The organism is Dyadobacter subterraneus (assembly GCF_015221875.1).
GTDB classification, from domain to species: Bacteria; Bacteroidota; Bacteroidia; order Cytophagales; family Spirosomataceae; genus Dyadobacter; species Dyadobacter subterraneus.
Genome location: NZ_JACYGY010000001.1, coordinates 5,947,427 through 5,959,957, shown reverse-complemented (window position 1 = coordinate 5,959,957; position 12,531 = coordinate 5,947,427). Strand labels below are relative to the sequence as shown.

8 protein-coding genes are annotated in these 12,531 nt (G+C 38.0%); 2 read left to right on the top strand and 6 right to left on the bottom strand.

Features of this window, described 5'->3' with window-relative positions:
* Positions 1 to 12: 12 nt before the first annotated feature.
* The 3 genes from IEE83_RS24785 to IEE83_RS24775 form a co-directional block, all read right to left on the bottom strand.
* A complete protein-coding gene (locus tag IEE83_RS24785; protein WP_194123159.1) occupies positions 13 to 459 on the bottom strand; it encodes a hypothetical protein in 447 nt (148 codons plus the stop codon).
* An 84-nt stretch (positions 460 to 543) separates the two neighbouring features.
* Entirely contained in the window at positions 544 to 1,074 is a 531-nt protein-coding gene (locus tag IEE83_RS24780) for a GNAT family N-acetyltransferase (protein ID WP_228101961.1), read from the bottom strand.
* Positions 1,075 to 1,160: 86 nt separating this feature from the next.
* The gene (locus IEE83_RS24775; protein ID WP_194123158.1) at positions 1,161 to 2,447 is read right to left on the bottom strand and encodes a hypothetical protein; all 1,287 of its coding nucleotides are present in this window, start codon (positions 2,445 to 2,447) and stop codon (positions 1,161 to 1,163) included.
* Between the two features lie 158 nt (positions 2,448 to 2,605).
* Between IEE83_RS24775 and IEE83_RS24770 the strand changes: the two genes are divergently transcribed.
* Positions 2,606 to 3,823 carry a DegT/DnrJ/EryC1/StrS family aminotransferase gene (locus IEE83_RS24770; protein WP_194123157.1) on the top strand — a complete coding sequence of 406 codons (1,218 nt, stop codon included), beginning with the start codon at positions 2,606 to 2,608 and terminating at the stop codon, positions 3,821 to 3,823.
* A gap of 2 nt (positions 3,824 to 3,825) precedes the next feature.
* On the opposite strand, the gene IEE83_RS24765 is transcribed toward IEE83_RS24770, so the two are convergent.
* Genes IEE83_RS24765 through IEE83_RS24755 form a run of 3 tightly spaced genes read right to left on the bottom strand, consistent with a single transcriptional unit; the run spans position 3,826 to position 11,177 of the window.
* Entirely contained in the window at positions 3,826 to 4,308 is a 483-nt protein-coding gene (locus IEE83_RS24765) for a PIN domain-containing protein (protein ID WP_228101960.1), read from the bottom strand.
* Positions 4,298 to 5,095 carry a hypothetical protein gene (locus IEE83_RS24760; protein WP_228101959.1) on the bottom strand — a complete coding sequence of 266 codons (798 nt, stop codon included), beginning with the start codon at positions 5,093 to 5,095 and terminating at the stop codon, positions 4,298 to 4,300. The genes IEE83_RS24765 and IEE83_RS24760 overlap by 11 nt, the downstream gene beginning before the upstream one ends.
* Positions 5,096 to 5,135: 40 nt before the next feature.
* Positions 5,136 to 11,177 (bottom strand): alpha-2-macroglobulin family protein, encoded by a 6,042-nt coding sequence (locus tag IEE83_RS24755; RefSeq protein ID WP_194123156.1) that lies wholly within the window; start codon positions 11,175 to 11,177, stop codon positions 5,136 to 5,138.
* A 273-nt stretch (positions 11,178 to 11,450) separates the two neighbouring features.
* Here IEE83_RS24755 and IEE83_RS24750 point away from each other — a divergent pair, with 273 nt between their 5' ends.
* The gene (locus tag IEE83_RS24750) at positions 11,451 to 12,521 is read left to right on the top strand and encodes an efflux RND transporter periplasmic adaptor subunit (protein WP_194123155.1); all 1,071 of its coding nucleotides are present in this window, start codon (positions 11,451 to 11,453) and stop codon (positions 12,519 to 12,521) included.
* The last annotated feature ends 10 nt before the right edge of the window (positions 12,522 to 12,531 follow it).

Below are 12,531 nucleotides of genomic sequence, written 5' to 3'. Positions count from 1 at the left end.
TCCATCATTCATCTATAAAAAATTGACCGACTTGCAGATACGCAGGACCTCATCTTCATTTTTGCTTACGCCGTATAAATTAAACCTATCCTCTCCTTCAAGTTTAATGTAAATTCCTATGAGTCCCTGGCCAGGTTGAATTGGTTTGACAATCAGTGCTTCTTTACCGTTTACTTTAACCTTAGTTTTTGTATATAAAGATGGTTGAAGATCGGAGAAATCGTAGGAGTACCAGCCAAAATCAAAATACAATGTGTCAACCGCATTCGTAACGCCTCCCACCTGTGAGTCGATTCCCTGGAGTTTGAATCCGTACCAATTTGAAGGTGCTTTTAAGGTGAAGCCGTTGAAACTAATCGTTTTGCCGTCAGTTTCAGTTTCGTCGGGCAGGTCTGTAATTGCTTCGTGCGTACAGCCTGATAGTAAAGCAAATAGAATAAAAAAGGATAAATTTTTCATAACGTTGGAGGATAATATTAGATAACATTGAGTAGACATTAAAATTATATAAATCGTTGGATTAGAAATATAATTTCAGTCAAATTATTTATTGAGAGGCAGTTTCATCATGACATCCGTTTGAATGTCGGTGCCGAGTACAAAGCTGTGTTTGTCAAATGGAATAAAACCGTTCTTTTCATAAAATTTTATAGCCTTCTCATTTTTCTCCCAAACGCCAAGCCATATGTATTTAAGATGGTGTTCATGGGCAATTTTCAATGCTTCGCTGAAAAGAAATTGTCCGGCTTTTTGACCATGAAATTCCTGTAAAACGTAAATTCTTTCTATTTCCATTGCATCGCTGTCCTGCAATTCGGTTTGTGCATTTCCGAAATTTAGTTTGAGATAACCGATTGATTTATCGTTCAGTTTGGCGAAGTAAAAATGCGAACCGGGATTTGTAATTTCTTTAAGAAGTTTCTCATCCGTGAAACCGGTTTGGAGATAATCCTGAATATTTTCTTCTGTGTTGACCGGTGCAAAAGTTTCAAGAAAAGTTTGTTTACCCAGTTTTTGTAATTCTTCAAGATCAGAAGAAGTGATCTTGACCAAAGTAATTTTTGTAATGTCCATTTTTGATCTGATATCTCATTATGCTTTCAGGAATATACATAATCAAAATATCAGATCAAATAACGAAATGTCTGGTTTGCAATCTTTCATTCAAACCGGTTATGGGCGCCGTTCAATTCTCCGTGAGAACTGATGGCAACGACTACAATCAACGCAATAAAAGCTAATGCAAAAATCAAATTAATGGCCCAGCGACTAAAATTCAACCCTCTGTTGGTGAAATCAGGCTGGAATTTTCCAATGAATAAACCGATAATCAGCACGTTGACGATGTAGAGATATTGCTCAATCCTGTACAGACTCATGAATGCACCGGTGATTAAAATGCTGTAAATGGTATACAATCCGAGATGTGCAAGAAAAAAGCGGTTGGCGTCGTGGTAGTTAATAGTAATTGTTTCTTCTTTGTTTTTGAAGTAAAAAATGTAAAACCAGTAGCCAGAAGTTAGCAATATCAAAAGCAAAGCTACCCATTGAACGGATTTAGTAATTCCAGCGGCATCTGCCAGAGGTTTAAAACTTTGAATGGTTTCAACAAGCCGTTTGGTTTCAAAAGATTGATCCCAAACGAAGAATGGAATTATTAATGTTAAAATGAGAAGCGGAGCTATAAGTTTATTCCGGTTGGTTTTGAATGCGGTAACGGGCCATTCTGACGTAAAAGTGCCATATGCTATACCTAAGCCACCGAAAAATCCGATTGAATATTCCATCACATTCCAAAAGTTGAATTTAATCTCTGAAACGTGACCCATAATTTGTAAAAAATTGCCAAAAGCAAAGCCAAAACCGCCTCCAAATCCTGCAAAAATCGCTACCCGAGTGGCGGCATATTGTTTTTGACGGATCATATACCAAAACATGGCTATCGTCATCCCCAGGCATGTTGCCCAGTATTCGCCGCGTGGAGGAGTCATAAGCCACTCAAATTCTTCTATCAGGAGATAGTAAAAAATGATTCCGCCAATAGTCATTTCAACGATCAGATTGTACCATTTTACAGGTTTTTCGTTACTGTCTCCAAGCGCGATTCCAAAGAGCCCGCCTCCCAGTAAACCAAATAATCCGCCGATAATAAAAAGCATAAGCAGACCGTAATAGGCATTGCCAAATTCTGTACTTCGCCCATAACCAACAACCAGCCCGTAGCTTGCTATTCCGGCAACGCCCCAGCCAGCGGCGGATGCGAGTGCCAGCTGGAATATTTTGGCATACCAATCTTGTCTTTTGGCCAGTAAAACGATGCTTATGGCGCCAAAACTTCCTGCCCATGCCGCTCCCTGCTCATGTCCAAACTGGCCACGTATGGCCCAGGCGGTGGCTAATGACATGGCAGCATTGAGGATAGCAGGGAAGAGCTTTTGATTTTTCATGGATGAAATGACAGGTTTAGGGTTATAGAAATATTACTGTATAATATCAAAAACAGGCTATATTTCTTTCATTGCGATTTTGGATTTAATAGTCTTAATTACATTTTCACAAGTATGTGATGGAGACATGATATTTTAGACATTATAACAAATCGGGAATGAGCCAATTATTAGCAATTGATGGGGGAGAGAAATCTGTAAAACGTAACTTTCCGTGGCCAATTTTTGATGAAAAAGAAGTACAGGCCGTATCAGAAGTTATAGCCAGCGGAAAGTGGGGAAATCCGGATTGTGGTGATGAAGTTGAAAAGTTTGAAAAAGAATTTGCGGCTTTCTGCGGAAGTAAATATGCGGTGAGTTGTGTGAATGGTTCTGTTTCGCTTCGGTTGGCTTTGATTGCCTGCGGTGTAAAACCGGGAGATGAAGTGATCGTATCACCCTATACGTTTATTGCCACCGCATCTACGGTTATTGAATGTAATTGTGTTCCGGTTTTTGTTGATATCCATCCTGACACTTACAATCTTGATCACACTAAAATTGAAGCTGCCATTACTGCACGTACCAAAGCAATAATTCCTGTTCATTTTGGTGGACTTTCCTGCGATATGGACGCTATTCTGGATATTGCTAAGCGACATAATTTACGAGTGATCGAAGACGCAGCCCATGGCCATGGTGCAGAATATAAAGGGAAAAAATTAGGTTCGATAGGTGATGTTGGCAGTTTCAGTTTTCAATCATCCAAAAATCTCACGGCCGGCGAAGGAGGAATTGTAGTTACTAATGATGATGAATTGTACGCGATGATGAATTCTCTGCGAAATGTCGGGCGTACTGAAGGCGGGCAATGGTATGATCATTATAATCCTGGCTGCAATTACCGGATTACCCAAATGCAGGCCGTTTTGCTTTCCCAGCAATTAAAAAGACTACAAAGCCAGACAGAAAAAAGGAATCAGAACGGGCTTTATCTTACTGAACTTTTTGAAAACATTGAGGGGATATTGCCCTTGGTGAGAAGTGAAGAAATCACGATGCATTGTTATCATATTTATATTTTCAAATATGATGCGTCTAAATTTGGCAACATACCGAAAGATAAATTTGTAGAAATACTGGCGGCGGAAGGCGTTCCGTGTTTCAAAGGATATCCACATCCGCTATACAAACAGCCGCTTTTTCAAAACAAAAATTTCATGTGTTATGCCATTCCTGGGACAGTGGATTACAGCAAGGTAATTTGTCCGGTTGCTGAGGCGGCCTGCAATACGGACGCTGTGTGGATTTTACAAAACGGAATGTTAGGTGAGCGAAAAGATATGGATAGGTTTGTGGATGCGGTTTTGAAGATTCAGAAGGCCTTCTCTATATGATTTTATAGATCAAGTATACCAAATTGTTGATGATAAGGCGTATTTAAATTAATGAATTCGAATTTGGGATCTGATTCTTTTCTAAGAAGATTATAGATTTTGGAGCTTTCGGTATCCGATGAAAGATAATGGAGTACACTTTTTTCTGTATCGGCTTGTGCGAAAAGCTTTGTATCATTTGGAATGATTTTCCGTTGTTTTAAATCCAGAGCACTTTTATTTTCGAAAATTACTCGTGCAAATTCACTTGTTCTTAGTGCGTGATCCAGATTGAAGGGTAAAATTTGCAAGTTTCTTAGCGGAAGATCAGTAATTTTTCCACGGACACAGTACTCAGCAATTGCAATTGTACTTATCATCAGCGGATATCCGTTTTCTGTGAAATACCTGAAGTAACCCCTGGCATTCGCATGCAACGGATCTGTTTTATCCAAAAGACGAATAAAAAAACTGGTATCACAAAATACGCTTTCTTTAATCTTCATAGCTACCTCTGATTTCTTTTAGCCAAGATTCCTTGTCTGAGATTTCTGACCAATTACCTGACGCTTTATCAATCAGGTTATTTAAATATTGCTCATCGTATTTTGGATGATAATCTACCATTTCAACAAATTTAAGACTGGATGTATCGATTTCTCCCGTTTCTGAATGCTGTTTTCCCGTTGCTCTTACGCCAAAACTTTTATAAAGCAGGTTGTCGTCATAATTCTCCAAAAAACTTATCGGAGTTTGTATTCTAATGACTCCCAGATCCTCTGTTGAAACATGGATATTTGCTTTCTCCTTTCCTCCCGCGTTAGTCACTTTTCCATAAAAGTAAAATTCCGCATCCGCCCAAACTGCCTCAGTTCTATAATATTTAGTAGTTCGGTCGATTTTAACAGAATTAGATTTATCGACAGATGTTTTTATTGTGAAAGAATAATCTCGTTTGGCAGCAATATTCTGTATGTTTTCAAAAGCCGTTGCAGTTGAAAGATCGAGAAAATCAATATTTTGAATTTGATTGATCTGACCTACAACAGCATTAAAACCAATAATATATTGGATAGATGTTTTGAAAATATGTCTTACGGAACCTTCTTCAATCCTATAACTGATTGTGGGTCTGTCCTTTTTTTCTCCGGGATATAACAAACTTTCGACATTTTCGAGGATTGAGATGATCTCCCGAATGTCGTAATTGTCAGGGGAAAGGTCAAGATTTCCCTTTGATCCTGTAATTCTTATTTCTATATATCCGATTTTGTCCACAAGTAAAGATAACAATTTGGTATCATGTTTTAACTATGGATTGATGCATTGCAAATTACCGTCCTACCTCAACCCTCACTCCATCACTATGCCCTGAAAATTCCGGTGCATACATACATTCAATATTCGTAATACCATTGGCAAAATTTCCGTCATGTGTCACAAATAATGGGTATTCAAAAACATAAGTGCCTTGTCTTAAATGGTCAAAAAAGAAATCTGTACTGGCGTCCCGTGTACTTTCATAATAGCCCAATCCTCCTTTCCACTTATAACCGCTCAGCACATTTACAGGTTCAAAAGCAGCAGCGCGGAGATCTTTCATATGCACATATTCCATGTCACGGTCGGCGCGAAGCTCAATGCGGACATTTATTTTATCGCCGACATGAAGTTTGTCACCTTCTTTAACAAGAGACAGCACCGGACCTTTATCGGAGTTTCTTTCTATGAAAAGCTGTTTAGCTAATTTCAGTGAAGTTTCTGCGGAAGTTACTTTATCTGCATTTTCAAAATACTGCCAGTAAACAGCGCCCCAGGCAGGGAGATTGGATGATGAATTTGTGTTCACCTCAATTTTCACATTTCCCATTTCAGGCTTGATTTTCGTCCCGTCAACAATTGTTTTGAAATATCCTGTTCCCGCTTCCTGTTTCTGATCGGTCGATTTTAAACTCAATTCTCCCAGGTTTAAAGTAATCACAGACTCCTGATTCAAAATATCAGTTCCCTGTAAAAGCAGGGCGTAGCAGGCTTCTGCGGTAGCTTTTGTACTTTCCCAGTTATTGGTTTGCTTGTTTTTTAGCAGCCAGGTTTTCAAATCATTTACCGTTTTTGAATCCTGATTTATTTCCTGAAATGCTTCAATCAATAACGCTTGTCTTTCAACGGGCGCTTCGTACCACCACCAGCCTTGCTGATTACTTTTCCAGTACATTCCCATTTCTTCATTAGTAATCGCCGTCTCTTTCAACGATTTTAAAATGGCTTTTGCAATTTCTTTTTCACCGGTTTTGAAAAGAGCCAGGGCTGTAAGTCCTTGTAAATATTTGGATTGTGAAAGCCAGTTGAGTTTTGCCCGGTCATGAAAATAATTCCAGGCTTTTTGGGATGTTTTTGGTATTTCAATTTCAGGGAAAAAGCTACGCATATACAAATATTGAATAGCATTTGGACCAGCCGAAAGTTTGTTTAAATCAGTTTTCTCTTTTACCAGAAAATCATAATCTTCTTTGATCTTTTGATCCAGAAACTGAATTCCTTTACGCATAAGCGTTTCCATTTTTACATCCATACTTTTGCCTTTCCCGCTTATTTTTCTCAAATGGCCTATTCCCGACAAAATATATTGTGTCATATAACGGTCATCCGGTCCGCCTTTGAACCAGCTAAAAGCACCGTTCGGATTTTGCATTTGTTCGAGCTTTGCAAAATTGGATTGTAAATCATTACTGATCTTGTTCAGATCGAATAACAAAGCAATATTTTTCTTTTGCTGATTTTCTGTTTTCGCAGCTAATACCCACGGCGTTTCTTCTAAAAATATGGATTTCAATTCCTGATTTTTTTGCAGATTGCCATGCAGCGCAGTTGTATCCAGAGTTCGCCAGGTCTCGAAAATTTTCGATATTCGTGGGGACATTTGGACAATATTTGCAGCCAAGGCATTGGCATAATATCTGTTCCAAATTTGCTCGGCACAATCAAAACGACTTTTTGCCAGATACGGTAAAGCCTGCACTGCGTACCAGGCCGGATTTGTTGTAAACTCAGCCGAAAGTGACAGGTTGGATAACGTTTTGGAATTTCCTGAGTTTATCAGTTTTTCAAATTTAAAATTCTTACTGCCATTTCCTTTGGTTGACAACGGAAGCGTTTCTGTTACCAGAATTCTGTTGCTAAGAACCGGCAAAAAGTTTTCTTCGCCATCTGAATAAGAACCGGATTTAGCGATGATCCGCCAGGTCAATGTTTTGGAGAAATTTTCAGGTACTTCAATCGGGAATTGTATTGTTTTACTTTCTTTACCTTTTAAAATAAATGACTGTGAAAATGAAGTATTCTTGAAAATTTCATCCACTGATTGATTCGTTTCCGTATCAAACAATTGAAAGGTAACCGTTCCGCTCAGTTCCTTATCAGCAAGATTTACAACTTTTGAACTGAACGAGATTTTATCACCTTCCCGCAAAAATCTTGGTGCATTTGGTTGAACCATCAGATCTTTCTGAGTAATAATTTCCTTCGAACTATATCCCAAAGCCAATTCTTTTGTATGCGCCAGCGCCTGAAATTTCCAGCGTGTTAACGCTTCCGGCATGGTAAATGAAAATTCAATTTCTCCCTTTTCATTTGTTAATAAATCCGGGAAGAAAAAAGCGGTTTCGCTGAAGTTTTTACGGATGTTATTAGTAATCTCTTTTTTAATAGCAGGTTTGTCTGGAATGACGGGACTTTCCATTTTAGCATGTTGTTCATCAGCTAATTGTACAACTGCTAAACTCGATTCCAGGTTTACACCAGGTACTTTTTCTGCCAGTGTATTTCGATTTATAGTCTTTCCTTTGTTTCCCTTAAAAACTATCCGCCCAAAGTTTTGCCAGAAAAACTCATCATATATTTTGTTCAAAGACATGCTTGGAATCAAATAATCGGATAAATTGGTAATTGCTGCTCCATCCGAAAAATTATCAAAAGAATTCCACGCGTCATTATCTAATATTTCCCGCCACAAGTCGGGTTTGATCCACTGATTTGGATGAAATTGATCCAATGAAGTGTCGTACATAGATGCGAGCATTTCTGCCGCTACTTTCTCTTTTTTATAACCAGTGATTTTTATCTTCCATTTCTCCTTACTTCCTGGTAGTGTTTTATCTCGAAATGTGAGATATTCAATTTGGAGATCTTTATTGAGCCAGGGAACCTTCACAACTTCGTCATGTGCGTAAATCCTGTTATGTTTGACAAATAAATAATCAACTGAATAACTTCTGCGATCAGCTTCTGTCACTGAAAATTCAAATATTCTTTTTTCATTATTTATTGAAAAAAATGAATATGGGTATGAGCCTTTTTCTTTCCAGGAGGAGCTCTTAATTACAAAAACCTGATTTGCTGAAGATCCGATTTCAAAGGTTGTTTTTTCACCAGGTTGGATAGGATTGCTCTCTTTGATAGTCAAGTATTCAGGTCGGTTCGTTTTACCACTTTTCGGATCAATAATTTCAACGAACTTTATGTCTTTAATTTCTTCCCCCAAATGAATTGCAGTAATTTCTAATTTGTAAAAACCAGCATCAAATTTTGTTTCGGAAACATTAAATCCTTTATCCGGGCTTAATCTTTTTGTTTTCTCAAAAACAACTTGCTGTTCGGGCCAATTTTCAAAATCTGATTCATTATCATATTCGTCATTAGGGAAAAGTGAAATGAATTCTGCTTTGGACATCACAAAAAGATCTGGTCTTTTCCATAACCGCTCTCTGATAAGTCTGTTTTCAGGCATAAGACGAATCATTTTTATTTTTACGTCAGACTCTGTAAATACACCATTCATATTTTCAGTCCGTATAGCGAAATTTTTAAGAGTGTCTGTCTGGATTTTATCGGAAATGTCAGTTTTTAGAATAATGGATTTGTAACCTACTGACACAGTAATTTCTTCACTTCTGGTTTCGCCATTACTATCGGTAACGTTCGCATGAATGGTAAAATGAAAAATGGGTTCAATATTTTTACTGATTTTCAAATCCGGAGTAGCCTGAAAGGCAATTGAGAATTTTCCTGATTGTGCTGTTGTGATCTCTCCATGTGTAATGTCAACAGGAAAACTTGGTAGAGTCATATGTTTATCATATGAATTATAAAGATGACTTGTATTCCTGACGACACGGTAAGAAACTTTTGCCGCATCAATAGTATTTCCGGCATAGGCAATTGCTGCTCCGTTAATCCTGATAGAATCGTTAAGTTTGTATGTAGTTTTTAGTGAATCGAAGGCTATTGCAAATTTGGGCCTTTTATAATCTTCCACGTAAATAGTAACACTGCTATTTTCGTCAACATAAAGACTGAATGCACCGTTCAGAGTATTTGTTGGTAACTGGAATTTGCCTGAAAAACCTCCAAAGTCATTGACACGAACAATGGTTTTTTCAACTTCCTCCCAATTGGTATTTTTCAATATAACCGGAATGTCAGTATCAATATCCGGTTGGGAAGTAGAAGCATTGCTATTGGTGACGATTCCCTTGTAATAAACCATCTGTCCGGGGCGGTAAATACTCCGGTCGGTGAAAAGATATGTTTTTCTTGTCATCGGAGTTTCCTCTTCTGAATACCTGTAGTAGGTATGCGCCTCCTTTTGCATGAAAAGTTTATCGTTTTCATGTGTAATCTCCAACAGCTCCGTAATGGGATTTTGAGTGTCGTTAAGCTTCTTTCTTTTTAAATATCCGTTGTAATCTGCTACAAATAAATCGCTTTTCAATTTCAGATAACCTAAACCATTGCGGTCGTTTCGCGTTTGCCAGATTCTGACCTTTGCCTGTGAAAGTGGTTGACCGGTATCCCGATTTAAAAGGAAAAGGTCGTCCCCGTTTTGAGCATAAGTAATGTTAGATATATATAGTTGGCGCAGCCCTATCAACGTTTTAGGGTTTTGGAATATGGGATTATCAGCTACGAGGATAAAATATTCTCCAACAGGCAGTGCATCTACTTTGATTTCAAGACTATGTTCCTGATAATCTTTCGTATCAGGAAGGTTTTGCTCCCAGCTACGGATGGAGGTAGCGGTTGTAAACAGATGAAGATTTTCCGGGCTAAGTCCAAAACTTATTTTAATCTTCATTTCCTCGGTAGATCTGATAATACGAAGATAAAGTCTGTTAATGTTTTGGTATTCAACTAGCATTCGGAAAGGTTTCTCTGGAATATTTACGTTTTCCGTGGTGTATTGAAGACTTTTACGCTGAATGGTTTGCATTAAATTAAGTGCATTAACGCCACCTTCTGTTTTTGAATTTTGTTTAATAATCTTATTACAAATTTCTATTGCTTTTACTTTCTCAAGACGATTGGTTGTATCCTGATTTGCTTGGTATCCAACTCCATTTTCATAGTGCCACAAAGCAGTCAAATACCAGGCCTGTGCAGCGGCAGGCGTATTTTGATATTGATCCGCCAAATGACGAACTGACATGAAATACAATTCATCACTATCCGGATGTACGGATTTTTGCTTCACATATTGCAAACGCTGCAAATCTATATCAATTAAAGCATCAGCAGTTTTATCATTAATATGGAAAGCAATTAATTTTTGATACAATTTTAGTGTGTAAAATTCCAGTGAGGTGGTATCCTTGGTTTCGAATTTCCGGTGAATAAAATCAGCTGCTGGATCATATGCCGAAGCGCTGTTTATCTCGAAGGAATAAGTGGGCTTTTTAATATTTCTTTCATCGGTTGAAAAATACGCCAGAGCCTCCTGCGCTAATAAATCATATAAAGTCGGGCGTAATTTACGTACGTTTCCTTTTGTGATAATGGCATTGTACCCTTCAAGCGCAGTTTGTTTTAATAATTTCTCCTGACTGATCGAACGCAGATATAACGATGAGATTTTTTGGTGAAAATCCTCGGTTGTCCAGGTAGCAATATCTTCTTTTTTGAATTCCTGTGTAGCCGTTCGGTTGTAAAGCTGCCAGCGGATTTGCTGATAGTATTGATAATATTTTTTTGCCAGTAAACTCGTTAGTATTGATTTTGCCGGTTCCTTATTTGAATTGATTTCTTTTTCAAGCTCCTGAATTGAAATAATCTCCGCATTCTCCCTGTTTTCACTTTGCAGATCAATCATGTAAACGACAGCCTTTATAATCTGTGCTTCCTGATTTTCCTTTTTAGCAAGTTGATATATCTTTTTCACTTCTGCCAAAGCAGATTGAGACAAACCTTTATCAGTGTAATTAGCCACATTTTTCCACTGAACTTCGTACGTTTTAACCAGATTTTGACTTCTGATAGTTTTGCTGAAAAAACATAAAATAACGATAAAACTGAATAGGACAGGAGAGGTTGATAATTTCATAATTTGTGTGATGAATTTGATAATTTCTTTTTCTACGATTTCCTTACAATTCGGGACACGCTATGAAATGTAAGGAAAACTAAAATCAGTTTGAACAGTATTTATTTAAACGAAATCATTTTTAATAAATGTCGGTCACATAAAATGACTGGGTCAAAAAGTAAAAAAGTAAGCCATTGTCCCTTTGTACAATATGAAGTATCTTTAAATGGCTATTTTATAGAAATATAATTTATATATATTCAAATTGCACAGAATTTAGTTTTATCCTCTATGCGTACAGTAATTTTAATTGGTGCTATTATTATCGTCCTTATTCTTGGGAAAATTTATGTTTTTCCAAAGTCCGAAAGTGAGAAATCCGGTGGTTCGGGTAGCGGAGGAAAAGGAGAGGGGAAATCAGCAGGAGCAGCGGCGATTCCAGTGAATGTCTACGTGGTAGGTATGGAAACAATTGACAATCAAATTTTCGCATCAGGAACTGTATTGCCCAATGAAGAAGTAAATCTGATGGCAGAAATTTCAGGCCGGCTTGTCAAGCTCAATATCAAAGAAGGTTCTTATGTTACAAAAGGGCAATTGATCGCTAAAATAAATGACCGCGAGCTTAAAGCGCAATTACAGAAAGTTGAGTTCAATCAGGATCTTGCCCGTAAAATAGAACTTCGCCAGCAAAAGCTCTTGAAAGTTGAAGCCATCAATCTTGAAGAATACGACGTTACTTCCAATAACATCAGAGTATTGGATGCCGATAAGGAAGTCATTGAATCACAGCTCGAAAAAACAGAAATCCGTGCGCCTTTCAATGGTAGAATTGGATTGAAAAACATTAGTGAAGGAGCATATATGGCTCCGGGTACGTCCATCGTTACCATTATACAAAGCAATCCGATCAAGATTGATTTTACGGTGCCTGAAAAATATACCTCCAATATTCACGTCGGCAGCGCAATTACTTTTAATCTGGATGGTGATGTTTTCAATTATTCAGCAAAAGTTGTTGCCCTGGAACCGAAAGTGGACGAAAGCCTTAGAACACTTCGTATCCGCGCAATTGCTGATAATCCGTCCGGGAAATTCGTGCCGGGTATGTTTGTAAAAGTAAAGGCAGCGCTGGCGGCTAATCATAAGGCGGTGATGATTCCTACGGAAGCGATTGTGCCGGTTTTGAAAGGGAAAAAGGTTTTTATCGTAAAAAACGGAAAGGCTACGGAAGCGATGGTAACGACGGGATTGCGTACGGAAAAGAAAATCCAGGTACTGGATGGATTGCAGCAGGGAGATTCTCTGATTACTTCGGGGATTATGGCTATCAAGCCAAATTCTGCTGTTAGGGTAAATTGATTTCAGCATT

Excerpts from the sequence above, each read along its gene's own strand:
- IEE83_RS24780 (WP_228101961.1), bottom strand. The coding sequence starts at position 1,074 with ATGGACATTACAAAAATTACTTTGGTCAAGATCACTTCTTCTGATCTT.
- IEE83_RS24750 (WP_194123155.1), top strand. The coding sequence starts at position 11,451 with ATGCGTACAGTAATTTTAATTGGTGCTATTATTATCGTCCTTATTCTT.
- IEE83_RS24770 (WP_194123157.1), top strand. The coding sequence starts at position 2,606 with ATGAGCCAATTATTAGCAATTGATGGGGGAGAGAAATCTGTAAAACGT.
- IEE83_RS24765 (WP_228101960.1), bottom strand. The coding sequence starts at position 4,308 with ATGAAGATTAAAGAAAGCGTATTTTGTGATACCAGTTTTTTTATTCGT.
- IEE83_RS24785 (WP_194123159.1), bottom strand. The coding sequence starts at position 459 with ATGAAAAATTTATCCTTTTTTATTCTATTTGCTTTACTATCAGGCTGT.
- IEE83_RS24775 (WP_194123158.1), bottom strand. The coding sequence starts at position 2,447 with ATGAAAAATCAAAAGCTCTTCCCTGCTATCCTCAATGCTGCCATGTCA.
- IEE83_RS24755 (WP_194123156.1), bottom strand. The coding sequence starts at position 11,177 with ATGAAATTATCAACCTCTCCTGTCCTATTCAGTTTTATCGTTATTTTA.